The organism is Dechloromonas denitrificans (assembly GCF_001551835.1).
GTDB classification, from domain to species: Bacteria; Pseudomonadota; Gammaproteobacteria; order Burkholderiales; family Rhodocyclaceae; genus Azonexus; species Azonexus denitrificans.
On sequence record NZ_LODL01000005.1, the window covers coordinates 139,715 to 163,243 of the forward strand.

The following is a 23,529-nucleotide window of genomic DNA, read 5'->3' on the forward strand; positions in this document are numbered from 1 at the left end:
ATGCAAGTCAAAAAGACCTGGAAACGGGTCGATGGCGTTCTTTTGCTCGACAAACCCATCGGCCTTTCTTCCAACGATGCGCTACAAAAGGCGCGTCGCCTGTTTTCGGCGGCCAAGGGCGGTCATACCGGAACCCTCGATCCGCTGGCAACCGGCTTGCTGCCCTTGTGCTTCGGTGAGGCGACCAAGTTCTCGGCCGACCTGCTCGATGCCGACAAGACTTACGAAGCGGTCCTCAAGCTCGGCGTAACCACCGATTCCGGCGATGCCGAAGGCGCCATCACAGCGACAGCTGCGGTCAACGTCTCGGCCGAGGCTGTTTTCAAGGCGCTGCCGCAGTTCACCGGCGACATCCAGCAGATCCCGCCGATGCATTCGGCGCTCAAGCGCGACGGCCGGCCGCTTTACGAACTGGCGCGGCAGGGAATCGAGGTCGAGCGCGAGCCGCGAGCGGTCACCATTCACGCCCTTGAAGTGCTTGCATTTGTCGGCGACAGCCTGACGCTGCGTGTGGCCTGCAGCAAGGGAACCTATATTCGCGTGCTGGCGGCCGATCTCGGTGCCGTGCTCGGTTGCGGTGCGCATCTGGCTGCCTTGCGGCGGACGGTGGTCGGCGATCTGAGCCTGCAGGGCTCGGTGACGCTGGACGAACTGGCGGCGCTCGATGAGAGCGAGCGGCTGGCTTATCTGCAGCCGGTCGATGCCTTGCTGCATACACTGCCGGTACTGACCGTCGAAGGCGAGGCAGCGATGCGTTTTCGCCATGGCAACCCGATCGATCTGCCGCCCGGCCTGGACGGGAAGATCCGGGTTTATGAAGGCAGCCGCCTGATCGGCATCGGCGAACCGGGGCAGAGCGGACGTCTGTGGCCGAAACGCCTGGTTCAATTGGCCGATTAACTGATATACTCCACGGCTTCCTGTCGCCAACAGGAGGTTTTTTAAACTGGCGCTGGCTCTATCAAACCGGGGCGGCGTCGTAACCATGAAAGAGAGTTTGAAATGGCATTCACCACTGAAGTCAAAGCCGGCATCGTTGCCGAATTCCAGCGCGCCCAAGGCGACACCGGTTCGCCGGAAGTGCAGATCGCTCTGCTGACCGCCCGCATTAACGATCTGACGCCGCACTTCAAGGAACACACCAAGGATCACCACTCGCGTCGTGGTCTGCTGCGCCTGGTTTCCCAGCGTCGCAAGCTGTTGGATTACCTGAAGGGCAAGAACGTCGATTCTTACCGTGCCCTGATTACCCGCCTCGGTCTGCGCAAGTAAGGCAGAACGAAGCCACGCAAGAGCGGCCCGGAAGTTTCCCGGCCGCTTTTTTTGTTTTTTGTCGTAGTGTTTTGTTGTTGATTGTAAGTTGTTGATAAATCGTTGTTTATTGTGATGAGAGTGAAAGGAAATTATGTTTAATGTCGTGAAAAAAACCTTCGCCTATGGCGACCATCAGGTCACCATTGAAACCGGCGAAATCGCCCGCCAGGCTGGCGGTGCCGTTCTCGTTTCCATGGAAGAAACCGTCGTTCTGGTTACCGTCGTCGCTGCCAAGAGCGCCAAGCCGGGTCAGGATTTCTTCCCGCTGACCGTTGATTACCAGGAAAAAGTTTACGCTGCCGGCCGTATCCCCGGTGGCTTCTTCAAGCGCGAAGGCCGTCCTTCCGAAAAGGAAACGCTGACCTGCCGCCTGATCGACCGCCCGATCCGCCCGCTGTTCCCGGAAGGCTTCTACAACGAAGTCCAGGTCATCGCCACGGTGATGTCGCTGAATCCGGAAGTTGATTCCGATATCCCGGCCCTGCTCGGTGCCTCTGCCGCCCTGGCCATCTCCGGCGTGCCGTTCAACGGCCCGATCGGTGCGGCCCGCGTTGGCTATATCGACGGCCAGTACGTGCTGTGCCCGACCCTCAGCCAACTGAAGACCAGCCAGCTCGACCTGGTGGTCGCCGGTACCGAAGCCGCCGTGTTGATGGTTGAATCCGAGGCCGACCAGTTGTCCGAAGAAGTCATGCTCGGCGCTGTCGTTTTCGGTCACACCGAAATGCAGAAGGCGATCAACGCCATCAACGAACTGGTTGAAGAAGCTGGCAAACCGGAATGGGAATGGCAAGCCCCGGCCAAGGACGAAGCGCTGGTCGCCCGTCTGGGTGAGCTGGTCGCCGCCAAGCTGGAAGAAGCCTACAACATCACCGTCAAGCAGACGCGCAGCCAGGCCGTCAAGGTCATCCGTGCTGAAGCCGTTGCCGCCCTGTGCACCGGTGAAGAAGGTGCACCGGACGAAAACACCGTCGGCAACCTGTTCTTCGAAATCGAAGCCGGCATCGTCCGTGGTCGCATCTTGTCGGGTGCCCCGCGTATCGACGGTCGCGATACCCGCACCGTGCGTCCGATCGTCATGCGTTCCGGCGTCCTGCCGCGCACCCACGGTTCGGCTCTGTTCACCCGTGGCGAAACCCAGGCCCTGGCTGTCGCCACCCTTGGTACCAACCGCGACGAGCAGATCATCGACGCACTGGCTGGTGAGTACCGCGACCGCTTCATGCTGCACTACAACATGCCCCCGTACGCCACGGGCGAATGTGGCCGCGTCGGTACGCCGAAGCGTCGCGAAATCGGTCACGGTCGTCTGGCCAAGCGCGCGCTGCTCGCCGTGCTGCCGAAGCCGGAAGATTTCTCGTACTCGATGCGTGTCGTTTCCGAAATCACCGAGTCCAACGGTTCTTCGTCGATGGCTTCCGTCTGTAGCGGCTGTCTGGCGCTGATGGATGCCGGCGTGCCCCTCAAGTCGCACGTTGCCGGTATCGCCATGGGCTTGATCAAGGACGGCAACCGTTTCGCCGTGCTGACCGACATCCTGGGTGACGAAGATCACCTCGGCGACATGGACTTCAAGGTGGCCGGCACGACCGGTGGTATCACCGCCCTGCAGATGGACATCAAGATCCAGGGCATCACCAAGGAAATCATGCAGGTGGCACTGGCTCAAGCCCAGGAAGCCCGTCTGCACATCCTCGGCCTGATGCAGGAATCGGCCGCCGGTCCGCGTGAAGAGATGTCGGCTTACGCGCCGCGTCTGTACACCTTCAAGATCAACCCGGAAAAGATCCGTGACGTCATCGGTAAGGGTGGTGCGGTTATCCGTGCCCTGACCGAAGAAACCGGCACGACGATCGATATCCAGGACGACGGTACGATCACCATCGCTTCGAGCAGTGCCGAAGCCGCTGCTGCGGCCCGCGCCCGGATCGATGCGATTACGGCGGAAGTCGAGATCGGCAAGATCTACGAAGGTACCGTGCTGAAGATCCTCGACTTCGGTGCGATCGTTTCCGTGCTGCCGGGCAAGGATGGTCTGCTGCACATCTCCCAGATCGCCCAGGAACGCGTCAACAAGGTCGAAGACTACGTCAAGGAAGGCCAGATCGTTCGCGTCAAGGTTCTCGAGACCGACGACCGCGGCCGCGTCAAGCTGTCGATGAAGGCTGTTGCCGCCGAAGAAGGCGCTGCTGCCCAGCCGGCTGCTGCACCGCAAGCTGAAGTTCAGCAACCGCAGATGTAATTGCCTGTTTGCCGGCCCCTGCTGCGGTGGGGGCCGGCATTAGCGGCAAAACAAAAGGGCACCGGAAGGTGCCCTTTGCTTTTTGCGGTTTTCCCCGAGGTCGACCGCAGCACTGCCGGTGGCGGATTACTTCGCCATCTGTCTTTCCTTCATTTCGTCGAGCGTCTTGCAGTCGATGCACAGGGTGGCGGTCGGGCGCGCTTCCAGGCGCTTGATGCCGATCTCGACGCCGCACTTGTTGCAGAAGCCGTAGTCGCCGCTTTCGATGGTGACCAGGGTTTCGTCGATCTTCTTGATCAGCTTGCGTTCGCGGTCGCGATTGCGCAGTTCGATGGCGATGTCGGTTTCCTGGCTGGCCCGGTCATTCGGGTCGGCAAACACTGTCGCTTCGTCCTGCATCGTATGCACGGTGCGGTCGATGTCTTCGCTCAATTCTTTTTTGAGGGTCTCGAGAATCTTGCGGAAGTGCGCCAGTTGCTTGGTGCTCATATAGTCTTCGCCCGCTTTGGGTTCGTACGGTGCGAAATGTTTGTGAAGCAGTTCTTCTGCCATTTGTTGTGCGTCCCAGAGACCAAAAAAGCGATTAAATATCAGAAAGGCGGCGTTCCTGCAAGGAATCTTTCTTTGCAGAATATAGGCCATTGATCTGGTGCGGATTTCCGCGAGGTGTTAGAATGCCGGCTCTCGTGTCGGGGCGTAGCGCAGTCTGGTAGCGCATCTGCTTTGGGAGCAGAGGGTCGTGAGTTCGAATCCCACCGCCCCGACCAACATTAAACGGCCTTTCGGCCGTTTTTTGTTTTCTGCCGTAGTCTGTTCCCGGATGTCGACAGGAACAGCGGCCCAGGCCCCGTCCCGTATCGTTTCCGGTCGAACATTCTGCTGTCTTTCCGGCTGCTTGGCCGAGGGCTGCCCCATACTGCGTTTCGCTCATCGGCCTAGCGGGCAAGGAGCTGCCGGATCCATTCGCGCTGGGCCTCGCGGCGGCGCTTCTCGGTCAGGCGTTCGATGATTTTTTCCCGCACTTCGGCAAACGGCAGCAGGCCGCTCGGCAGTATTTCGTCACAGCGCAGGATGTGCAGGCCGATCGGCGATTCGAGTACGGCACTGACTTCGCCGGCGTCCAGCGCAAAGGCGGCCGGTTCCAGTTCCTTGTAGAGCTGGCCGCGCTTGACGACGCCGAGCAGGCCCTTTTCCATCGCGGTCGGGCATTGCGAATGGCGCAGCGCGGCCTCGGCGAATTTATGGGTGTTTTCGACGGTCGACCGCAGGGCTTCGAGTTGCTTGAGGACCTTGACCTTCTGTTGCGGATTGTCGAAGGTGATCAGGATATGGCTCAGGCGCCGGGCCTCGGGGCGGTCGAAGGCTTCCGGGTGGAGCCGGTAGTAGATTTCGGCATCGACCGCGCTGACCGTGGCGGCGCCGGCGGCGACTTTTTCGAGCACCGCCTCGACCCGCAGGTCGCGCTCGACGGCGTCGCCCAGAGTGGCCGCGTTGAGGCCGTTACGCTCGAGATCCTGCAGGTAGTCGTCCTCGCTGGCGTAGCGCTGGCGAACCTCGCCCAGGCGGGTGGCCAGCGTCGCCTCGGGGACGATGACATTGGCCGCCTGCGGACTGGCCAGGATGCGCTGCTCGATGCCGTTCTGCTTGGCGGCAACCTCGCCCAGCCGGTTGCGCTCGGGTTCGGAGAGCGTTTCCGGAGCTTTCTTGAAGAGCTCCCAGGAAAGTTTCAGTTCAAGGTAGCCGTGCTGCATCGTTCAGTCCTTTGTTTCGGTGGCTTCCAGGGCGTCTTCCGGGATTTGCAGGACGCGGCCCGGCAGGCTGTCGAAGTGGATGTGGTAGGCGACGCCGCCCGGCGCATCGCGAATCACCTTGATGACCTCGCCGATGGCGCCAAGGGCGACCAGCACCTCGCCGCCGACGGCGAGGCCCTTGGCCGAGCGCACCTTCTCGCGGAACTCGAAGCGCGACGGGGTCCACGGATCGTCGGCGCCGATCAGTTCCTCTTCCCGGCAACCGACGATCTTGCCTTCGTCGAGAAAATTCACCGAGTAGATGATCTGGTCCTGCAAAAAGGTCCCGACATCGACGACGTAGCCGATGCTGCCGCGGCGGACCAGGGGTTCGCCGGGGTCGAGGCCGGGGTAGGTGCCGTCGTTGCGGACGTTGCGGGTGAGGCGCACCGGCTCACCGTAGTCCCAGCGGGCGTCCATCATTGCCGGAACACCTTGTCGAGCGAGACGAAGGAGCTCATCCCGCCATCCGGCTTGGCGACGTGCTGGAAGACGGCGAAGACCTTTTCGGTCAGCGAGTCGGAAGTCACGAAATCCTTGTAGGCGCGTTCCAGCCACAGGCGGTAGATGCCGCGCTGCAGCTCCTCTTCCGGCGGCAGGTTGGGCGCCTGCTTGGCCAGGTAGTCGTGGAAGCGCTGCAGGATGTGCAGGCGGTTCACATGCACGATGCTGGCTTCGTAGGGAACCTCGAAGTAATCGAGAAAGTCTTCGGCGGAAACCAGGTCTTCCATGGCTTCGGCAAGGGTCAGGGTATCTTCCATGATGATTTCCTCAGGCGGCTACAAGTTGAAGTTCGGGATGGGGGGCAGTGTCGTCGCAGCTGCCCTGGAATTCGTCGACCACTTCGAGCAGCTTGCCGGCGCCGAGTTGGTCGCGGCTGTCGAGGCCGGCCAGCTTGATCAGGCGGGCGCGCGAGGCGGCGATTTTGCCAAGGCGGAGCAGCACGACGCTGGCGGCCTTCAGGGCCAGCAGGTAAAAGCGAAGCAGGCCGAAGGAGTTGGCGGCGGCCGAGCCGAGCCGGGTTTCGTCAAGCAGGTTCCAGTCGGTCGGCAGGCCAAGGTGGCGGCCGGACAGTTGCATGGCGCGCTCGGCGACGATCAGCGCGTCTTCGAGGCGATGCTGGTAGAAGTAGTAACGATAGAGGCCGACCAGCACCGTCAGGTTCTCCGGGGCGAGCAGGTGGGCGCGCAGCAGGGCCATTTCGGCCGTCGCCTCGCCGTACTCGCTGGCTGCCTGGGCGATCAGGCGCTCGGCCTCGGCCGGTAGCGGCTCCTCGAAATAGAGTTTGCAGTCGGAGAAATCGAGCAGGTCCATGGCGTATTGGTATCCGTTCTCAGTGCATGGACTCGTGCTCGCAGCACAAGTCACCGGCCGAACAGGTTTGACATTGGCCGCTGTGATCGGCCGGCGGCGGTTGGTGGCGGACTTCGGCCAATTCCTTTTCGAGGATTTCGATGCGTTCGATCAGGCAGGCGATCGACTTGGCAACCGGGTCGGGCAGCAGATTGTGGTCGAGGCTGATGCCGTTTTCCGGGCGGGCGCTGCCGGCCCGGGTATCGACGATGCGGCCGGGGACGCCGACCACGGTGCGGTCGGCCGGTACATCCTTGACCACCACCGAGTTGGCGCCGACACGGACGCGTTCACCGATGCAGATCGGGCCGAGGATCTTGGCGCCGGCCCCGACGACGACGCCGTCGGCCAGCGTCGGGTGGCGCTTGCCCTTGTTCCATGAGGTGCCGCCGAGGGTGACGCCGTGGTAAAGCGTGACATCGTTACCGACTTCGGCGGTTTCGCCGATCACGACGCAGGCGCCATGGTCGATAAAGAAGCGGCGGCCGATGGTGGCGCCGGGGTGGATGTCGACATTGGTCAGCGTCCGGCCGAGAAAGGACAGGAAGCGGGCCGGAAAGCGCCAGCCGGTCTGCCACAGTCGGTGCGACAGGCGATGGGTGAGCACGGCATGGACGCCGGGGTAGGTGGTCAGCACCTCCAGTGTCGAGCGGGCCGCCGGGTCGCGCTGGAAAACGCAGGCCAGGTCTTCCTTGAGGATTGCCCAGAGGCCCGGCGTGGCGGTGAGGCTTGCTGTCATGGTGATCGCTTCAGACATGGAGTTGGCTCCGGACGGAGGCCAGCAGCGCCCGAAGATCGGGCGTTTCCGGCGGGTGTTTGTGTTCGGCGACGAAATTGCGGACGCGCGGCAGCAGGGCATGGGCTTCGCTGTCATCGACGGTCAGGCCGAGGCCGGCATAGACGACTTGCACGGCGCGCGAGCCGGAATGCTTGCCGAGGACGATGCGGTGCGACTGGCCGACTTCCTGCGGGTCGAAACCCTGGTAGTTGTCCGGGTGCTTCAACAGGCCATCGACGTGGATGCCGGCCTCGTGCGTGAAGGCGCCGGCGCCGACGACGCTTTTCTGCCACGGTACGGCCCGCCCGGAAGCGGTGGCGACCTGGCTGGAGAGCGCCGGGAAACCGCGCAGATTGACCCCGGTTTCGATACCGTGCAGCTTCTTCAGGCCGAGCACGACTTCTTCGAGCGGCGCGTTGCCGGCCCGTTCGCCGAGGCCGTTGACCGTCGTATTGACATGCGTCGCGCCGGCCTTGCAGGCGGCCAGGGTGTTGGCGGTGGCCAGGCCGAGATCGTCGTGGGCGTGCATCTCGATTTCCAGGCCGCTGTTGCGGCGCAGCGTGCTGATCCGCTCGAAGGTGCCGAAGGGTTCGAGAATGCCCAGCGTGTCGGCGAAGCGCAGGCGGCGGGCGCCGGCCCGTTCGGCGGTTTCGGCCAGGGCGCAGAGGAAGTTCAGGTCGGCGCGCGATGCATCCTCGCAGCCGAGGCCGACTTCGAGGCCGAGGCTGAGCGCGGCGCCGATGAATTTGGGCAGTTCGCGCAGCAGCCAGGCGCGGTCCTGCTTCAGTTTGTAGGCCAGGTGCTGGTCGGAGGCCGGCACCGAAATGTCGATCAGGTGGGCGCCGAGGTCGGCGCAGGCGGCGATGTCGGCCAGGTGCATGCGGCTCCACACCATCAGCCGGGGCGGCAACTTGAGGTCGGCGACCGCACGGACCGAAGCGCGTTCCTCGTCGCCCATCGCCGGGATGCCGACTTCCAGCTCGGGAACGCCGATGGCGGCGAGCTGGCGGGCGATTTCCAGTTTTTCATCGAGCGAGAACGCCACGCCGGCCGACTGTTCGCCGTCGCGCAGGGTGGTGTCGTTGATGGTGATGAAAGGCTGGGTCATGGGAATCTCCTCGGCTCATTCGCAGCAAGGATGGTGCCAAGCATTAAGGTGTTGAAAAGTTGGTGTTTTTTATTGTCGACCGGCGGAATGTGGGCTCAATGTCGAGAATGCGACAATCATCCGACGGCGCTTGCCGGCCAACTTTCGGTGGTACTGTCGACGCGTCCGGCCCGTTTTTGGAGCCGTTCGCCGCGAGTGCCTTTTCGGGCTGCATGGTGCTTCTGCCGAAGCCTTGTGTCTTTCGATCAGAACATTTCCTGATTCAACAATGCAGCGACTGATGGGAAAGAATCGATATGACAGGCCGCGACAACGAGCTCTGGCAACAATCCTGGCGTGACCGCAATACGGCGTTCCACCAAAAAACGGTCAATCCGCATCTGGTCAGGTTCTGGTCCAGCCTCGGTCTGCAGGCCTCCGACCGGGTTTTCGTGCCGCTCTGCGGCAAGAGCCTGGATCTGCTCTGGCTGGCCGGGCAGGGGCATAGCGTGATCGGGGTCGAGCTGAGCCCGCTCGCCGTCCGCGCCTTTTTTCGCGAAAACCGGCTGCAGGCCAGCCGGCGCCAGGTCGGCAAACTGACCCTCTGGGAGAACGGCCGGATCGGCATCCTGTGCGGTGACTTTTTCCAGTTGACCGCCGCCGATCTGGGCGACATTGCCGCCGTTTTCGACCGCGCCTCGCTGACCGCATTGCCGGACGACATCCGCGCCGCCTATCTGGCCCATCTCGTCAGCATCGTGCCGGCGGCCTGCAAGGTGCTGCTGCTCACCACCGAAGAGCCGGAGGACTGGGAAACGGCCGGCCAGCCCTTTGCCGTGGCCGATGAAATCGCCGGCCTCTATGCCGCCAACTTCGACATTCAGCTCAGTCACGTCGAAAGTGTCTTCGAAGCCGATCCCGATCCGGCGATTGCCGAGTCGGTGCGCGTCGAGCAGAAGGTTTATCTGCTGACGCCGAAAAGCCAAGCCTAGTCAGGACCGGCCGCCCGGGATTCGCCGATTTGCCAAGGGCAGGCAAGTTGGCTATGGTGGGGCAACGACGAATCACTCAAGAAAAACATGGATCTTCAAGCTGTCTCCGCCCCCGAGCTGATTGCCGCCGGTATCTTTGCGCTGGCCGTGCTGCACACCTTCATGACCAAGTTCTTTGCCCACCTGGCGCATGCCCAGCCGCGCCATGCCGGGCTCTGGCACTTGCTGGCCGAAGTCGAGGTGGTCTTTGGTTTCTGGGCTTTCGTGCTGGTCATCGTGATGATTTCGGTCGCCGGGAAGAGTGCTGCGGTCGACTATGTCGAAAGCCGGAATTTCACCGAGCCGATGTTCGTCTTTGTCGTGATGGTGATTGCCGCCAGCCGGCCGATTGTCAGCACGGTGATCAATATCGTGCGGCTGGTAGCCGCCGTGATGCCCATGCAGCGGGCGGTGGCCGGCTATTTTCTCTGTCTCTGCCTGGTGCCGCTGTTCGGTTCGCTGATTACCGAGCCGGCGGCGATGACGCTGGCTGCACTGATGCTGCGCGACCGCTATTTCCAGCATCAACTGTCGCATCGCCTGAAGTACGCGACGATCGGCGTTCTCTTCGTCAATGTCTCGATCGGTGGCACGCTGACCCATTTCGCCGCGCCGCCGGTGCTGATGGTGGCGGCCACCTGGCAGTGGGATACACCCTTCATGTTCGCCACCTTCGGCTGGAAAGCGGCGCTTGCCGTTTTGGTCAATGCCTCCGTGGTGACCTGGCTGTTCCGCAAGGAACTGGCCGGCAAGGGGCAGGAGACGGAGGCTGGCGATGCCGCGCCGGTGCCGCTCGGGGTGGCCGGCATCCATCTCGCCTTCCTGTTCGGCGTCGTGCTCTTCGCCCATCATCCAGTGATCTTCATGGGCCTCTTCCTGTTCTTCCTCGGCTATGTCGAGGCCTACGAACGCTATCAGGATCGCCTGATTTTGCGCGAGGGGCTGTTGGTCGCCTTCTTCCTGGCCGGGCTGGTGGTCATCGGCGGCCTGCAGCAATGGTGGTTGCAGAGTACGCTGACCGGCGTCGAGCCGACGCTGCTCTATTTCCTCGCCACCGGCCTGACCGCGCTGACCGACAACGCGGCGCTGGCCTATCTGGCCTCGTTGGTCGAAGGCGTTTCCAACGAGTTCAAATACGCCATCATTGCCGGCGCGGTGACCGGCGGCGGCCTGACGATCATCGCCAATGCGCCGAACCCGGCCGGCCTGGCGATCCTGAAGTCGAGCTTCGACGAAGGATCGATCAGCCCGCTCGGCCTCTTCCTCTATGCGCTGGGGCCGACCGGGGTGGCGATGCTGGCTTTCCTGATGCTGTAGCCGGCGCATGTGCCAGCAGCAGCAAGGGCCCGCAATCGGCGCAATGCAGTTCAGTTAAGGCAATGATTTTTGAATTTGTCGTTCCCGCGAAGGCGGGAACCCAGTCAACGCGCGGCTTCTGGATTCCCGCCTTCGCGGGAATGACACTTAACTGAATCAGAGGGCGTAGGGCTGGTGCAGCCAGTGGCGGACGACATCGACGTCGCGTTGCGGCAGGTAGGCGAAGCCGCCCAGCGAGTCCTCGACCACCGCCTGGGCGACCCAGTAGGGCACCGCCTTGCTGGTCAGCATGTGGAAATACCAGGCCATCGGGTAACCGCTCTCGCGGTCGAAATGGCTGAGCGCTTCGTTCAGCTTGAGCCCGGTGGTGCCGCTGGCTGCAGCGAACTCGGGTGCCTCGCCGGCCAGCGTGGCGATTGGCTGGGCGCGGAAAACCGGCTGGTGGTAGCGGTCGAGGTGCTCGCGGGTGGCGATCACCCAGTGGTTGAAATAGGCGCTGGTGTTGCTGGCGCTGCTTTTCGACCAGTCATCGATCATCCGGTGGATGGGGGCCGGTTCCGGCTTCTGGGCCAGCATGCGGCCGAGGAAGGCGCCGATGTGCTGGATGCGCCGGAAGGTGTAGAAAGGCAGGCCGACCGGGACCGGCTGGTCGGCCCCGCCGCGCGGATCGACCAGTTCTTCCAGCGTGCTTGGTTCGTTGGCGAACAGCTGATGTACGCGCATTTCCTGCAGGTCTTCAATCTCCAGTTGCAGGAAGCCGTCGGTGCTGTCGCCGGCCGAGGCCACCAGATAGTGAGTCTGGCCGACCAGCCGGGTGGCGTAGAGTTTCTTGTCGATAAAGTCGTCGCAAAGCGCGGCGAAGTCGCCGTCGCGTTCATCGAGGGCATTTTCAACCCAGCTTTCGAGGTTGTCGGAAACGCGCTCGCCCTGATGGTCGAGGATGCCGCCCAGGCGGTACCAGCCGCCGCGGCTCAGGGCATGGCGGAATTTCCATTCCGGCAAGGCGGCGCCGAGCGCCTTGACCAGGGCGACGGGGCCGCTGCTGACCGAGACCTTGGCACAGGTTTCGACAATGGCAGGGGCGAGCGACTTGCAGTATTCCGTCCAGGCCAGGGTTTGTTTCATGAGGCTTCCTCGTTATCAAAGCATGTTGGGTTCGGCCAGCCGGGCCTGGGCCGCTTCGCGGACCTCGACTTCCGGATCGTTGACCAGCGGCGGCAGAAATTCGAGCGGCGCGTTGCTGACCGCGGCCAGCCGCACCCACCACTCTTCGTCCTGCAACAGGGCGACGGCGAGGCCGGGCAGGGCGCGTTCGGCGACGATGGCGCGGACTTCCGGTTCCGGGTCGGCGGCCAGCATGTGCAGCGCGAAGGGCGGCAGGCGTGAGGCGACCACCTTGCGTACCTCGCGCTCCGGGTCTTTCGCCAGCTTGGAGAGCTGGCCGTGCGGCAGACGGCGGGCGACGGTGGCGCGGATCAGGTAATCCGGGTCGTTGATCAGCTGGACAAGCAGCGGCTCGGGCAGGCGGGCGGCGACCGAAAGCCGTACCTCGCGGTCCGGGTCGCGCACCATGCCGATCAGTTCGTCGACCGGCAGGCGGGTAGCGACGACGCGGCGCACCACCTCGTCGGCATCCGATTTCAGCGAAAAAATATGGTCGACCGCAGCATAGCGGGCGGCAATCGCCCGCCGCTCCCAGAAAATATCGTTCAGGTAGTTCTGGGCCAGTTCCGGATTGGTGCGCAGGAAACGATCGATCTGCCGGCCGCTGTGGGCGCGGATGCAGGCGTCGCCGGGCGTGCAGCGGTGGCTGTTCAGGTAGTCCGGGTAATAGCTGCAGCCGGAACACAGGCCGAGCCGGCCGAAACCGGCCTCGGCGGGGCGGCTCTCATTCTTCATCGACCTTGGCGGCTACGAGAATGCCGGTTGCGGAGGCGGAGTCGTTGGTCAGTTCGAGACAATGGCCGGAGGCGCCGCTGATCAGGTAAAGATCGTAGCTGTCGAGGGTCAGGGCCGGGGCGTAGCGCGGCGAGATATCGTCTTCGCTACATTCGCTGAAGTGGAGGTCGGGAAAGCGCTGGCGCAGCGAGGCGGCACGGGCGTCGAGATGAGTTGCTTCACCGACCTGGACGAGTTGGCTGGGGGTGATCATGCCGATTCCTCCGCGGCGATTTCTTCCTCGAAGCGGGCCAGCGAGGCCGACGGCACGCCCATGATCTGGGCCAGCCAGGGCGGCGGGCTGGACAGGCGACCCTGCAATTCGACCAATACTTCGCGGGCCTTGCCGCCTTCCGGCTTCTTGACCGGATGGACGCCGGCACGCACCACCTTGGCGGCGGCCGGGCCACCGATCGACTGGACATAGACGATCTGGCAGTCGTTGATCAGCGCCGAGCGGGCGGCGTTCTTGTCCTCGGCGGCATCGGCTTCGACCGTGCTGCGGATGCCGATCAGCTTGATCGCCTGCGGGCCGACCTGATAGATCAGGAAGCGTTCGCAGGAGCCGAAGTGGCCATCGAGGTTCTCGCCGCGGTTGGCAGCGATGGCGACGCGGATCGAGCCGGGCATTTCGCCCTCTGTGTAGGTGTCGACCGCCGGAAAGTCGCTGTTTTCGACGCCCTGGCCCCAGAGCAGGCGGACGGCTTCCTTGAGCGCTTCGCTTTCGACGCCGACATGGCAGCCCTGTTCGGCAAAGTCGCCGGCCAGGATGACGCGGAGGTCTTCGACGGTCAGCGTACCGAGCTTGGCTTCGGTCAGGGGGGCCTCGAGCTTTTCGATCAGCGCCCCGACCAGGGCACGGACATCAAGACCATTCAGGGCACGGGCGGCCAGTGCGATGCGCAACGCGGCTTCGCGGGAGGCGATGGGGGTATCGGACATGATGGGCTCCAGGGAAAGTCTTCAGTGGAACGCCAGGCGAACTTGCGTTGCGGCTGGCGTTCGGCTCAAGGCTTTGCTCAGGCCGGGCTGATGCAACCGGACGGGCAGACATCGACACACAACGGGGAATCGTTGTGGCCGTCGCATTCCGTGCAGGTTGCACCGTCGATCTTGAAAAAGATCTTGCCGGAACTGATCGACTTGGTCGGGCAGACCGGTTTGCAGTCGCCGCAGGCGGTGCACATGTCGGGATCGATTTTCATTGCCATGATGCTCTCCTTTCAATCCGCCCTCGCTGGCTAATCGGCTGGCTGGGGCGGGCTGGTTTCAACGGACTTAGTCTTCGGCCGCGCCGAGGCGCTTGGCACGCAGGGAAACGGGCAGGCGGGGCGGCTTGGCGATCGGATCAATGTAGTAGGTTCCACCGTTGTCCAGTTTCAGCTCGCCGCCCCATTTTTCCGGGGAATCGAATTCGATGGACTCGATGGAAGCTTCCAGATCGCGCTTCGGAAGGTAAAAAACCAGCCCACCGCTTGCGCCTTGCTGGATCATGATATTGGCCATTTGACACTCTCCTGCAGGACCGGCGGAGCACGAAGCCCCGCCGGTGGTCCTGATTAGCGAACCAGGTCGAAGTTGTAGTCGGTCGTACCCATGCCGATCGTTTCCTTGTCGAGCTGCTCAAGGACCGCGTTGGTCAGCTGGGTGACGATGGACATCATGCCTTCGTAGCCCATGGTGGTCTGACGATGCAGGTGATGACGGTCGAACAGCGGGAAGCCGAGGCGGATCAGCGGTACTTCGAACTCTTCACCCTTGTAGCGGGTGTCGCGCTGGATGTACTTGCCGTAGGAGTTGCCGATCAGGAAGTCCGGCTTGTCCGTGAAGCACAGGCTGCGCATGTGCCACAGGTCGTTGCCGACATAGACCTTGCCATTGACGCCGAACGGGCTGGAGGCGAGCAGCTTTTCCATGGCCTTGCCCCAGCGCTTGTTGGCGTTGTGGGACAGGATGTGGGTCGGCTCGGCACCGCACTCGAGCAGGATCTTGACCATGCCCATGACGAAGTCCGGGTCACCGTAGAGGGCGAACTTCTTGCCGTGCAGCCAGGCGTGGCTGTCGGCGATCAGGTCCATACAGCGGCCGCGTTCCTTGGCCAGCGATTCGGGAATCGCCTTGCCGGTCAGCTCGGAGACCTTCATCAGCAACTCGTCGGTCCATTCCACGCCCATCGGGATGTTCAGCTTGGGAATGTCATGGGTCCAGGTGTTTTCGATGAACTTTTTCGACTTTTCCAGCTGGGCCGGCTGCAGCAGCAGGGTGGTGATGGCGTTCGGCGCATCCTTGACTTCGTCGATGGTCGTGCCGCCGGCGTACATGCGGAATTCGCCATCGGCCGGGGTGTCGAACACTTCGCTGGCATCGGACAGGTAGGTGTAATCGACATCCATTTCACCCAGCATGCGCTTGATGACGCGGTAGTTGCCGAGGTAGGTCTCGAAGCCGGCCACGATGTTGAGCTTGCCGTTCGAACCGACCTTCTTGCCTTCCATGAAGTTCAGCGTGAAGGAACGGATGATGCCTTCCAGCATGTTGTCCCAACCGGTCGTGTGCGAACCGACGAAGGACGGCGTGTGGGCGAAGGGGACCGGGTATTCCTGGGGAATGTGGCCTTCCTTCTTGGTGTTGTTGATGAAGGCGTTCAAGTCGTCACCAATAACTTCCGCCATGCAGGTGGTGGAGACAGCGATCATGTCCGGCTTGTAGATGGCCTTGGCGTTGGCCAGGCCGTCGAACATGTTCTTCTGGCCGCCGAACACGGCTGCGTCTTCCGTCATCGAGTCGGAGACGCAGGAGCACGGTTCCTTGAAGTGACGGTTGAAGTAGGTGCGGAAGTAGGCGACACAGCCTTGCGAACCATGCACGTAGGGCAGGGTCTTGTGGAAGCCGGAGGCGCAGAGGACGGCGCCGAGCGGCTGGCAGGCCTTGGCCGGATCGACGGTCAGGGCTTCGCGCTTGAAGTTGAGATCCTGGTATTCCTGCGTCGTGGTCCAGACGAAGGTTTCCCAAACTTTGTCCGGGCCATGACCTTCTTCGAAGAGCTGGCGCTTTTCAGCCAGGTTCTTCTTGTAGTCATCGTCACGGAACAGCGGATAACAGGGCTTGATCTTTTCTGCGGTTTGCATTGCTATCTCCTTGCCCGCACCGCTCATCTGCGGGTACGGGCGCAAGGTTAAGGATGTGCTGAACTAACTCAGGCGGCCTTCTTGACTTCTTCAGCCACAGCCTTCTTCCAGGGCGGCACGAGGTTGCCCCAGACCGGGCTGGCCAGAGCGATGTCCATGTCGCGGGCGAAGATGGCGAAGCCGTCGTAACCGTGGTACGGGCCGGAGTAATCCCAGGAGTGCATCTGGCGGAGCGGAATCCCCATCTTCTGGAAGATGTACTTTTCCTTGATGCCGGAGCCGACGAGGTCGGGCTTCAGCTTCTTGACGAACTCTTCCAGCTCGAAACCGGTGACGTCGTCGTAGAGCAGGGTGGCATCACCCATTTCCTTGATCGTGCGGTCATAGTCGTCGTTGTGGCCGAATTCGTAGCCGGTGCCGATCACTTCCATGCCGAGATCTTCGTAGGCGCCGATGACGTGACGCGGGCGCAGACCGCCGACGTAGAGCATGACCTTCTTGCCTTCGAGACGCGGTTTGTACTTGGCGATGATCTCGTCCATCATCGGCTTGTAGCGGGCGATGACGGCTTCGGTCTTTTCCTTGATGGAATCGTCGAAGAAGGCAGCGATGCGGCGCAGCGATTCGATGATCTTGGTCGGGCCGAAGAAGTTGTATTCCAGGTAAGGAATGCCGTACTTCTCTTCCATGTGGCGGCTGATGTAGTTCATCGAACGATAGCAGTGCAGCAGGTTCAGCTTCACTTTCGGCGTGTTCATCATTTCGGCAATGGTGCCGTCGCCGGACCACTGAGCCACGACCCGCAGACCCATCTCTTCGAGAAGAATGCGGGTTGCCCAGGCATCGCCACCGATGTTGTAGTCGCCGATGATGGCAACGTCGTACGGGGTGGATTCGTAGGGCTGGCCGTCACGCTTGTCGAGGACCCAGTCGCGGATCGCGTCGTTTGCGATGTGGTGGCCGAGCGACTGCGAAACGCCGCGGAAGCCTTCGCAGCGCACCGGGACGACCGGCTTGCCGATGCTGGCGGAGCCCTTCTTGGAGACCGACTCGATGTCGTCGCCGATCAGGCCGATCGGGCACTCGGACTGAACCGAGATCCCCTTGTGCAGCGGGAAGAGCTGTTCGACTTCGTCGATCAGCTTGGCCAGCTTCTTGTCGCCGCCGAACACAATGTCCTTCTCCTGGAAATCGGAGGTGAAGTTCATCGTGCCGAAGGTATCGACGCCGGTGGTGCCGACGTAGTAGTTGCGGCGACCGGCGCGGGAATACTGACCGCAGCCGACCGGGCCGTGCGAGATGTGGATCATGTCCTTGATCGGACCCCAGACCACGCCCTTCGAGCCGGCGTAGGCGCAACCACGAATGGTCATCACGCCGGGCAGGGACTTGCGGTTGGAAGTGATGCACTTCTTGGATTGTTCAACGGAAACATCGTTGGCCGCGAGATGCTTGGCGCGGTCCTTCTTGGCTTTTTCCGGATAAACCTCAAGCACCTCGGCAATGAGGGCTTCGGTTTCTTCGCGAGACAGAGTCGTCATTTTTTCCTCCTGACGTCGCCACCAATCTGTGGCCGACGTACTGGTTGAAAGTGGCGGGGAGCAACGCCCCCGCCGGAGCTTGCGGGGTGGTGCTTAGGCAGCCAGGTCGGCGGCGGTCTTGCCGACGATGGACTCGTCTTCCGCTTCCATGATCCCGAATTCCATCAGCAGGTCTTCCAGCTCTTCCATCTCGATCGGGGTCGGGATGACAAAGTTGGTGTTATTGACGATCTTGTTGGCGAGCTGGCGATATTCGTCGGCCTGCTTGTGCTTCGGATCGTATTCGACCATCGTCATGCGGCGGATCTCGGCGTGCTGCACGGCGTTGTCACGCGGCACGAAGTGGATCATCGTGGTGCCGAGGCGGGAAGCCAGGGCCATGATCAGTTCGTCTTCGCGGTCGGTGTTGCGGGAGTTGCAGATCAGGCCGGCCAGACGGACACCGCCGGAGTTCGCGTACTTCACGATCCCCTTGGAGATGTTGTTGGCAGCGTACATGGCCATCATTTCGCCGGAGCAGACGATGTAGATTTCCTGCGCCTTGTTTTCGCGGATCGGCATGGCGAAGCCACCGCAGACCACGTCACCCAGCACGTCGTAGAACACGAAGTCGAGGTCTTCGTCGTAGGCGCCTTCTTCTTCCAGGAAGTTGATGGCGGTGATCACACCACGACCGGCACAGCCGACGCCGGGTTCCGGGCCACCGGATTCAACGCACTTGATGCCGCCGAAACCGACGGAGAGGACGTCTTCCAGTTCGAGATCTTCCACGGAGCCGGCTTCTGCAGCCAGGTGCATCACGGTGGTCTGAGCCTTGCTATGCAGGATCAGGCGGGTGGAGTCGGCTTTCGGATCGCAGCCAACAATCATAACTTTCTTGCCGGATTCAGCGAGTGCCGCCACCAGATTCTGGGTGGTGGTGGACTTGCCGATCCCGCCTTTGCCGTAGATGGCGCATTGACGCAGTTTTGCCATGGTGTAATCTCCTTAGTCTGTCAGTCGATTTGCGAAGGAATCATTGAGAGTCGCACCTCACCTTCTGCATGTTGCGTGCCAGGTCGACTGGCAGACCGTAATCGATTGATTATTAGATGAAAAATGAAAATGTAGCGGCGCTGGCCAGCGTGCGGACATCCGACAATTCCCCTCTGCTTTGTAGGGCTAACGACAATGCGACGCTGCCGCGCGACGCCCGCCTGCCGATCAATCGCTGCAATCTGCCGGCCGTCGTCCTCGGCGGCCTGACTTACCAGCAACACCCCAGCCCCTTGCTGATCGACGGCGTCGCCGAACTGCACGCCGATCTTTTCCGCCGCCTGAACGCGGTACCGGCCGAGGCCAGGGCCGAGGTCTTCCGCGATTACCTGACCGTGCATTTCCGGCTGGAGCGGCCGGAGGAAATGGGGCTGAGCGGCGAACGGCGCGGGCAGCGGCAGAGCCGGGCCAAGGCCAACTATGTACGGATGATCCGCGGCTGGAGCTTCGATTCCGACAGCCGCGAGGGGGCGGTGCTCAAGGGCTGGGTCGAGTCGCGCTTCGGCCTGATGCCGCGCTACCACGGCCAGTCGCTGCGCGATCCATCGGGCGATGCCTACCGGCGCTATCTCGAAATGCGCTCGCAGGGGCTGTATGGCACCAATGCGCTGGAAGCGCAGTTCGACCTGGTCTACGCCTACTGCCAGCTCGACCTGGCGCTGCGCCATCCGGGTGCCCGGCACGTCACGCTGTATCGCGGCGTCAACCGGATGGCCGATCACGAGGTATTGGAGAAAGGCGAGGGCGGCCGTTACGTCATCCTGCTCAACAACCTCAGCTCCTTTACCTGCAGCCGCGAGCGGGCCTGCGAGTTCGGCGACTACATCCTTGCGGTCAACGTGCCGCTGAGCAAGATTTTCTTCTACTGCGGCCTGCTGCCCGGCGTGCTGCAGGGGGAGGACGAGTTCCTGGTCATCGGCGGCGTCGTCGATGTCACATTGTCGACAATCTGACGACGGCCGGGGTCGGGCGCCGACTGGTGCGAATCATGCATAATTTCCGGCATGCCTTCTGAAATCAGCAATCCCGTCCAGCGCGTCGTCAAGATCCGGCGCGACTACAACACCTGGGTCGCCAGCGAAACGCTGGAGGATTACGCCCTGCGCTTCACCCCACGCAGCTTCCGCAAGTGGTCGGAAATGCGCGTCGCCAATACCGCCTTCGGCGCCGCCTCCTTTCTGGTGCTGGAAGCGGTCGGCGCCACCATGCTGGTCAACGCCGGTTTCATCAATGCTTTCTGGGCCATTCTGGCGACCGGCCTGATCATCTTCCTGATCGGCCTGCCGATCAGCCAGACTGCCGCCAAACACGGGCTGGACATGGATCTGCTGACGCGCGGCGCCGGTTTCGGCTACATCGGTTCGACCATCACCTCGCTGATCTACGCCAGTTTCACCTTCATCTTCTTCGCGCTCGAAGCGGCCATCATGGCCTACGCGCTCGAACTCGCCTTCCGCATTCCGCCGGCCTGGGGTTACCTGATCTGCGCCCTGGTCGTCATTCCGCTCGTCACCCACGGCGTCACCGCGATCAGTCGCCTGCAGGCGTGGACGCAGCCGCTCTGGCTCGGCCTGCTGGTGCTGCCCTACGCCTTTGTCTTCGTCGAGGAGCCGCAGGCGCTGGCCGGCCTGTGGCAATACGCCGGCCAGAACGGGGAGGGCGGCCGCTTCAATCCGCACCTGTTTGGTGCGGCACTGACCGTCGGCATCGCGCTGGTCACGCAAATGGGCGAGCAGGTCGATTACCTGCGCTTCATGCCGGAAAAGACCGCCGCCAACCGTCGCCGCTGGTGGTTCGGCGTTGTCGTCGGCGGGCCGGGCTGGATCGTGCCCGGCATCCTGAAAATGCTCGGCGGCGCGCTGCTCGCCTGGCTGGCGCTGCGCAACGCGGTGCCGGCCGACAAGGCGGTCGATCCGAACCAGATGTACCTGATCGGCTTTTCGCACGTCTTCGACAACACGACGCTGGCCATCGCCGCCACCGTGCTCTTCGTCATCGTTTCGCAGCTGAAGATCAATGTCACCAACGCCTACGCCGGCTCGCTGGCCTGGTCCAACTTCTTCGCCCGGCTGACGCACAGCCACCCGGGGCGCGTCGTCTGGGTCGTCTTCAATACGCTGATCGCCTTGCTGCTGATGGAGCTCGACGTCTTCAAGGCGCTCGGCCAGGTCCTCGGTCTCTATTCCAATATCGCCATTTCGTGGATGGCGGCGGTGGTCGCCGATCTCGTCATCAACAAGCCGCTCGGCCTGTCGCCGCCGGGCATCGAGTTCAAGCGCAGCAACCTCTATGACATCAACCCGGTCGGCGTCGGCGCCATGGGCATCGCCTCGCTACTGTCGATCGGCGCTTTCGTCGGCCTGTTCGGCGCCGGCATCCAGCCTTACGCTTCCTTCGTCGCGCTCTTCTCGGCCTTGCTGATTTCGCCGCTGATCGCCTGGGCGACCGGCGGCCGTTATTACCTGGCCCGGCCGGCGGCGACTCCGGCGGTCAACGCCCAAAAATGCGTGATTTGCGAACGTGACTACGAAGGCGAGGACATGGCACATTGCCCGGCCTACCAGGGCGCCATCTGTTCGCTGTGCTGTTCGCTCGATGCGCGCTGCCACGATCTATGCAAGCCGGAAGCCAACCTGACGGCGCAATGGAATGCCGTCCTCCGTCGCCTGCTGCCGGCGCCGGTGCTGCCCTATCTGGAAACCGGGCTCGGCCACTATCTGATGCTGATGACCGGTATCGTGCCGGTGCTCGCCCTGGTCCTCGGCGTGCTGTACACGCACGAACTGCTCGCTCTCGGCGCCGAACAGACGCTGCTGATCACTGCGCTGCAGGACAGCTTCATCAAGGCTTTTGCCGCCTTGCTGCTGTTGTCCGGCGTCGCCGCCTGGTGGATGGTGCTGACTCAGCAGAGCCGGCAGGTGGCGCAGGAAGAGTCAAACCGCCAGACGCAGTTGCTGATGCAGGAAATCGAATCACACCAGCGCACCGACGAAGCGCTGCAAAAGGCCAAGCTGGTCGCCGAGCAGGCCAACCAGGCGAAGAGCCGCTACATCACGGCGATCAGCCACGAGCTGCGGACGCCACTGAACAGCATCCTCGGCTACGCGCAGATTCTAGATGCCGACGAAAATGTGCCGCCGCATCGCAAGCAGGCGGTCAGCGTCATCCGCAAATCGGGCGACCACCTGCTGTCGGTCATCGAAGGCACCCTCGACATCGCCCGCATCGAGGGCGGCAAGCTGACGCTGGACGTCAAGGCGCTCGATTTCCCCGATTTCATGCAGCAGATCGTCGGCATGTTCGAACTGCAGGCGCGCAACAAGGGGCTGTCCTTCGACTACCAGCCGGCCGGCGAACTGCCGGCCGTGGTGCGGGCCGACGAAAAACGGCTGCGCCAGATCCTGATCAACGTGCTGGGTAACGCCGTCAAATTCACCGTGCGCGGCGGTGTCGGCTTCAAGGTCGAGTGCCGGCGGGAAATGGCGGTCTTCGAAATCCGCGACAGCGGCCCCGGCATCCCGGCCGCCGACCTTGAGCGCATCTTCGAGCCCTTTGTCCGCGGCAGCACGGTTCAAGCGGGCGGCAGCGGCGTCGGCCTGACCATTGCCCGCATGCTGACCGACCTGATGGGCGGCGAAATGCAGGTCACCAGCACGCCGGGCGAGGGCACGCTGTTCCGCATCCGGCTTTTCCTGCCGCAGGTCCATTCGGCGCAGGCGGCGCGCGAACTGCCGAAACTCAACCGGGTCGGCTACGTCGGCGTGCGCCAGCGCATCCTGGTCGTCGATAACGAAAAGGTCGACCGCGACATGCTGCAAAGCGTGCTCGAGCCGCTCGGCTTCATCGTCGAACAGGCGGCCAGCGGTTACGAGGCGCTGCAGGTCATCCCGCGCTTCGCGCCGCACCTGGTCTTCATGGATCTCGGCATGCCCGGCATCGACGGCTGGGAAACGATCCGCCGCATTCGCCGGCAGCAGTTGAGCGCAGCCCACATCGCCGTGCTTTCGGCCAATGCCTTCGACAAGGGGCTGGAGAACGACGCCGGCGTCGCCGCCGAGGATTTCATCGTCAAGCCGCTGCGCGTCCATGAACTGCTCGACTGGATCGGCCGCAAGCTCGGCCTGCAATGGGTGGCGGCCGATGCACCGGTGCCGCCGCTGGCCCCGGCCGAGCCGCCGCCGCTGGTGGCGCCGGGCAGCGAACACCTGGCCGCGCTCGACGAGCTGATCGGCCTCGGCTATTTGCGCGGCATGCTGACCAAGCTGGCCGAAATCGAGCGCCTCGATCCGAAACATGGCGAATTTGTCCGCGTCCTGCGCGATCTGGCGCGACAATTCCAGTTCGATGCCATGAAGGAAATTCTCAGGAAAATGAGCCATGCCCCCCGTTGACCGCAGCCAACCGCCGATGCCGCTCGGCCACAGCATTTCGGACATCGTCCTGATCGTCGATGACATTCCGGAAAACCTCTCGCTGCTGCACGATGCGCTCGATGAAGCCGGCCATACCGTGCTCGTCGCCACCAACGGCGAATCGGCGCTGCAGCGCGCCCGGCAGAGCCTGCCCGACGTCATCCTGCTCGACGCGCTGATGCCGGGCATGGATGGCTTCGAGGTGGCGCGCCGGCTGAAGGCCGATTTCGCGACCCAGCACATTCCCATCGTCTTCATGACCGGGCTGACCGAAACCGAGCACGTCGTCGCCGCCTTCGCGGCCGGCGGCGCCGATTACGTCACCAAGCCGATCCGCCCGCCGGAAGTGCTGGCCCGCATCGCCGCCCACATGCAGAACGCCCGCCAGATGAAGCAGGCCCGCTCGGCGCTCGATGCCTTCGGCCAGGCCACGGTGGCGGTACGGGCCGCCGACGGCAAGCTGGTCTGGCAGACACCGCTGGCCAGGAAGCTGCTCAAGGCTTACTTCGCCAACCCGGAGGAAGTGGCGCCGGAAGAACTGCTGCAATGGATTGCCGGCGCCA

Annotated in this window: 24 protein-coding genes and 1 tRNA gene; 9 read left to right on the plus strand and 16 right to left on the minus strand. The window is 62.8% G+C overall.

Annotated features, from left to right (window positions below; genetic code table 11):
* The 3 genes from truB (at position 1) to pnp (ending at position 3,556) form a co-directional block, all read left to right on the plus strand.
* Positions 1–900 carry a tRNA pseudouridine(55) synthase TruB gene (gene truB, locus AT959_RS01530; protein ID WP_066879875.1) on the plus strand — a complete coding sequence of 300 codons (900 nt, stop codon included), beginning with the start codon at positions 1–3 and terminating at the stop codon, positions 898–900.
* A 102-nt stretch (positions 901–1,002) separates the two neighbouring features.
* Positions 1,003–1,272, plus strand: a complete 270-nt coding sequence (gene rpsO, locus AT959_RS01535) for a 30S ribosomal protein S15 (RefSeq protein WP_066879878.1) — start codon at positions 1,003–1,005, stop codon at positions 1,270–1,272.
* Between the two features lie 133 nt (positions 1,273–1,405).
* The gene (gene pnp / locus AT959_RS01540) at positions 1,406–3,556 is read left to right on the plus strand and encodes a polyribonucleotide nucleotidyltransferase (RefSeq protein WP_066879881.1); all 2,151 of its coding nucleotides are present in this window, start codon (positions 1,406–1,408) and stop codon (positions 3,554–3,556) included.
* 126 nt (positions 3,557–3,682) lie between these two features.
* Here the strand turns inward: pnp and dksA are convergent, their stop codons facing one another.
* Positions 3,683–4,108 (minus strand): RNA polymerase-binding protein DksA, encoded by a 426-nt coding sequence (gene dksA, locus AT959_RS01545; protein ID WP_066880248.1) that lies wholly within the window; start codon positions 4,106–4,108, stop codon positions 3,683–3,685.
* 138 nt (positions 4,109–4,246) lie between these two features.
* Between dksA and AT959_RS01550 the strand changes: the two genes are divergently transcribed.
* A tRNA-Pro gene (locus AT959_RS01550) sits at positions 4,247–4,323 on the plus strand.
* 168 nt (positions 4,324–4,491) lie between these two features.
* On the opposite strand, the gene nifM is transcribed toward AT959_RS01550, so the two are convergent.
* The 6 genes from nifM to nifV are packed head-to-tail and all read right to left on the minus strand — an operon-like array spanning position 4,492 to position 8,585.
* On the minus strand, positions 4,492–5,307 hold the full coding sequence (gene nifM / locus AT959_RS01555; RefSeq protein ID WP_066879883.1) for a nitrogen fixation protein NifM: 816 nt from the start codon (positions 5,305–5,307) through the stop codon (positions 4,492–4,494).
* A gap of 3 nt (positions 5,308–5,310) precedes the next feature.
* Positions 5,311–5,769: a nitrogen fixation protein NifZ gene (locus tag AT959_RS01560; protein ID WP_240481659.1), complete on the minus strand. Its 459-nt coding sequence runs from the start codon at positions 5,767–5,769 to the stop codon at positions 5,311–5,313.
* Positions 5,766–6,107: a nitrogenase-stabilizing/protective protein NifW gene (gene nifW, locus AT959_RS01565; RefSeq protein WP_066879887.1), complete on the minus strand. Its 342-nt coding sequence runs from the start codon at positions 6,105–6,107 to the stop codon at positions 5,766–5,768. The genes AT959_RS01560 and nifW overlap by 4 nt, the downstream gene beginning before the upstream one ends.
* Before the next feature lie 10 nt (positions 6,108–6,117).
* A complete protein-coding gene (locus AT959_RS01570) occupies positions 6,118–6,660 on the minus strand; it encodes a hypothetical protein (RefSeq protein ID WP_066879889.1) in 543 nt (180 codons plus the stop codon).
* A 19-nt stretch (positions 6,661–6,679) separates the two neighbouring features.
* On the minus strand, positions 6,680–7,456 hold the full coding sequence (gene cysE, locus AT959_RS01575; protein WP_205629806.1) for a serine O-acetyltransferase: 777 nt from the start codon (positions 7,454–7,456) through the stop codon (positions 6,680–6,682).
* Positions 7,449–8,585: a homocitrate synthase gene (nifV, locus tag AT959_RS01580; protein WP_066879891.1), complete on the minus strand. Its 1,137-nt coding sequence runs from the start codon at positions 8,583–8,585 to the stop codon at positions 7,449–7,451. The genes cysE and nifV overlap by 8 nt, the downstream gene beginning before the upstream one ends.
* Positions 8,586–8,881: 296 nt before the next feature.
* Here nifV and AT959_RS01585 point away from each other — a divergent pair, with 296 nt between their 5' ends.
* Both AT959_RS01585 and AT959_RS01590 read left to right on the plus strand, forming a co-directional pair.
* On the plus strand, positions 8,882–9,556 hold the full coding sequence (locus AT959_RS01585; protein WP_066879896.1) for a thiopurine S-methyltransferase: 675 nt from the start codon (positions 8,882–8,884) through the stop codon (positions 9,554–9,556).
* Positions 9,557–9,643: 87 nt separating this feature from the next.
* Complete coding sequence (locus AT959_RS01590) at positions 9,644–10,912, plus strand: putative Na+/H+ antiporter (protein WP_066879899.1); 1,269 nt, start codon at positions 9,644–9,646, stop codon at positions 10,910–10,912.
* A gap of 156 nt (positions 10,913–11,068) precedes the next feature.
* On the opposite strand, the gene AT959_RS01595 is transcribed toward AT959_RS01590, so the two are convergent.
* The 9 genes from AT959_RS01595 to nifH form a co-directional block, all read right to left on the minus strand.
* Positions 11,069–12,037: a hypothetical protein gene (locus AT959_RS01595; RefSeq protein WP_066879902.1), complete on the minus strand. Its 969-nt coding sequence runs from the start codon at positions 12,035–12,037 to the stop codon at positions 11,069–11,071.
* Positions 12,038–12,052: 15 nt separating this feature from the next.
* On the minus strand, positions 12,053–12,811 hold the full coding sequence (locus AT959_RS01600) for a 4Fe4S-binding leucine-rich repeat protein (protein WP_066879911.1): 759 nt from the start codon (positions 12,809–12,811) through the stop codon (positions 12,053–12,055).
* Positions 12,801–13,064: a DUF6129 family protein gene (locus tag AT959_RS01605; protein ID WP_066879914.1), complete on the minus strand. Its 264-nt coding sequence runs from the start codon at positions 13,062–13,064 to the stop codon at positions 12,801–12,803. The genes AT959_RS01600 and AT959_RS01605 overlap by 11 nt, the downstream gene beginning before the upstream one ends.
* Positions 13,061–13,792 carry a dinitrogenase iron-molybdenum cofactor biosynthesis protein gene (locus AT959_RS01610; protein WP_066879921.1) on the minus strand — a complete coding sequence of 244 codons (732 nt, stop codon included), beginning with the start codon at positions 13,790–13,792 and terminating at the stop codon, positions 13,061–13,063. Before AT959_RS01610 ends, AT959_RS01605 begins: the two co-directional genes overlap by 4 nt.
* A gap of 77 nt (positions 13,793–13,869) precedes the next feature.
* A complete protein-coding gene (locus tag AT959_RS01615; RefSeq protein WP_066879924.1) occupies positions 13,870–14,061 on the minus strand; it encodes a 4Fe-4S binding protein in 192 nt (63 codons plus the stop codon).
* Positions 14,062–14,128: 67 nt separating this feature from the next.
* Complete coding sequence (gene nifT, locus AT959_RS01620) at positions 14,129–14,356, minus strand: putative nitrogen fixation protein NifT (RefSeq protein WP_066879932.1); 228 nt, start codon at positions 14,354–14,356, stop codon at positions 14,129–14,131.
* A 53-nt stretch (positions 14,357–14,409) separates the two neighbouring features.
* Positions 14,410–15,978, minus strand: a complete 1,569-nt coding sequence (nifK, locus tag AT959_RS01625) for a nitrogenase molybdenum-iron protein subunit beta (RefSeq protein WP_066879933.1) — start codon at positions 15,976–15,978, stop codon at positions 14,410–14,412.
* 68 nt (positions 15,979–16,046) lie between these two features.
* A complete protein-coding gene (nifD, locus tag AT959_RS01630; RefSeq protein ID WP_066879934.1) occupies positions 16,047–17,519 on the minus strand; it encodes a nitrogenase molybdenum-iron protein alpha chain in 1,473 nt (490 codons plus the stop codon).
* 93 nt (positions 17,520–17,612) lie between these two features.
* Entirely contained in the window at positions 17,613–18,494 is an 882-nt protein-coding gene (gene nifH, locus AT959_RS01635) for a nitrogenase iron protein (RefSeq protein WP_066879936.1), read from the minus strand.
* A 116-nt stretch (positions 18,495–18,610) separates the two neighbouring features.
* Between nifH and AT959_RS01640 the strand changes: the two genes are divergently transcribed.
* The 3 genes from AT959_RS01640 to AT959_RS01650 form a co-directional block, all read left to right on the plus strand.
* Positions 18,611–19,507 carry an NAD(+)--dinitrogen-reductase ADP-D-ribosyltransferase gene (locus AT959_RS01640; RefSeq protein ID WP_083518142.1) on the plus strand — a complete coding sequence of 299 codons (897 nt, stop codon included), beginning with the start codon at positions 18,611–18,613 and terminating at the stop codon, positions 19,505–19,507.
* 51 nt (positions 19,508–19,558) lie between these two features.
* Positions 19,559–22,945, plus strand: coding sequence for a hybrid sensor histidine kinase/response regulator (locus tag AT959_RS01645; RefSeq protein WP_066879937.1), 3,387 nt, complete (start codon positions 19,559–19,561; stop codon positions 22,943–22,945).
* Positions 22,932–23,529 (plus strand): response regulator (locus AT959_RS01650; RefSeq protein ID WP_157651188.1); only part of this gene is annotated, 598 nt, incomplete at its 3' end. The genes AT959_RS01645 and AT959_RS01650, both read left to right, overlap by 14 nt.

Excerpts from the sequence above, each read along its gene's own strand:
- truB (WP_066879875.1), top strand. The coding sequence starts at position 1 with ATGCAAGTCAAAAAGACCTGGAAACGGGTCGATGGCGTTCTTTTGCTC.
- rpsO (WP_066879878.1), top strand. The coding sequence starts at position 1,003 with ATGGCATTCACCACTGAAGTCAAAGCCGGCATCGTTGCCGAATTCCAG.
- pnp (WP_066879881.1), top strand. The coding sequence starts at position 1,406 with ATGTTTAATGTCGTGAAAAAAACCTTCGCCTATGGCGACCATCAGGTC.
- dksA (WP_066880248.1), bottom strand. The coding sequence starts at position 4,108 with ATGGCAGAAGAACTGCTTCACAAACATTTCGCACCGTACGAACCCAAA.
- nifM (WP_066879883.1), bottom strand. The coding sequence starts at position 5,307 with ATGCAGCACGGCTACCTTGAACTGAAACTTTCCTGGGAGCTCTTCAAG.
- AT959_RS01560 (WP_240481659.1), bottom strand. The coding sequence starts at position 5,769 with ATGATGGACGCCCGCTGGGACTACGGTGAGCCGGTGCGCCTCACCCGC.
- nifW (WP_066879887.1), bottom strand. The coding sequence starts at position 6,107 with ATGGAAGATACCCTGACCCTTGCCGAAGCCATGGAAGACCTGGTTTCC.
- AT959_RS01570 (WP_066879889.1), bottom strand. The coding sequence starts at position 6,660 with ATGGACCTGCTCGATTTCTCCGACTGCAAACTCTATTTCGAGGAGCCG.
- cysE (WP_205629806.1), bottom strand. The coding sequence starts at position 7,456 with ATGTCTGAAGCGATCACCATGACAGCAAGCCTCACCGCCACGCCGGGC.
- nifV (WP_066879891.1), bottom strand. The coding sequence starts at position 8,585 with ATGACCCAGCCTTTCATCACCATCAACGACACCACCCTGCGCGACGGC.
- AT959_RS01585 (WP_066879896.1), top strand. The coding sequence starts at position 8,882 with ATGACAGGCCGCGACAACGAGCTCTGGCAACAATCCTGGCGTGACCGC.
- AT959_RS01590 (WP_066879899.1), top strand. The coding sequence starts at position 9,644 with ATGGATCTTCAAGCTGTCTCCGCCCCCGAGCTGATTGCCGCCGGTATC.
- AT959_RS01595 (WP_066879902.1), bottom strand. The coding sequence starts at position 12,037 with ATGAAACAAACCCTGGCCTGGACGGAATACTGCAAGTCGCTCGCCCCT.
- AT959_RS01600 (WP_066879911.1), bottom strand. The coding sequence starts at position 12,811 with ATGAAGAATGAGAGCCGCCCCGCCGAGGCCGGTTTCGGCCGGCTCGGC.
- AT959_RS01605 (WP_066879914.1), bottom strand. The coding sequence starts at position 13,064 with ATGATCACCCCCAGCCAACTCGTCCAGGTCGGTGAAGCAACTCATCTC.
- AT959_RS01610 (WP_066879921.1), bottom strand. The coding sequence starts at position 13,792 with ATGTCCGATACCCCCATCGCCTCCCGCGAAGCCGCGTTGCGCATCGCA.
- AT959_RS01615 (WP_066879924.1), bottom strand. The coding sequence starts at position 14,061 with ATGGCAATGAAAATCGATCCCGACATGTGCACCGCCTGCGGCGACTGC.
- nifT (WP_066879932.1), bottom strand. The coding sequence starts at position 14,356 with ATGGCCAATATCATGATCCAGCAAGGCGCAAGCGGTGGGCTGGTTTTT.
- nifK (WP_066879933.1), bottom strand. The coding sequence starts at position 15,978 with ATGCAAACCGCAGAAAAGATCAAGCCCTGTTATCCGCTGTTCCGTGAC.
- nifD (WP_066879934.1), bottom strand. The coding sequence starts at position 17,519 with ATGACGACTCTGTCTCGCGAAGAAACCGAAGCCCTCATTGCCGAGGTG.
- nifH (WP_066879936.1), bottom strand. The coding sequence starts at position 18,494 with ATGGCAAAACTGCGTCAATGCGCCATCTACGGCAAAGGCGGGATCGGC.
- AT959_RS01640 (WP_083518142.1), top strand. The coding sequence starts at position 18,611 with ATGAAAAATGAAAATGTAGCGGCGCTGGCCAGCGTGCGGACATCCGAC.
- AT959_RS01645 (WP_066879937.1), top strand. The coding sequence starts at position 19,559 with ATGCCTTCTGAAATCAGCAATCCCGTCCAGCGCGTCGTCAAGATCCGG.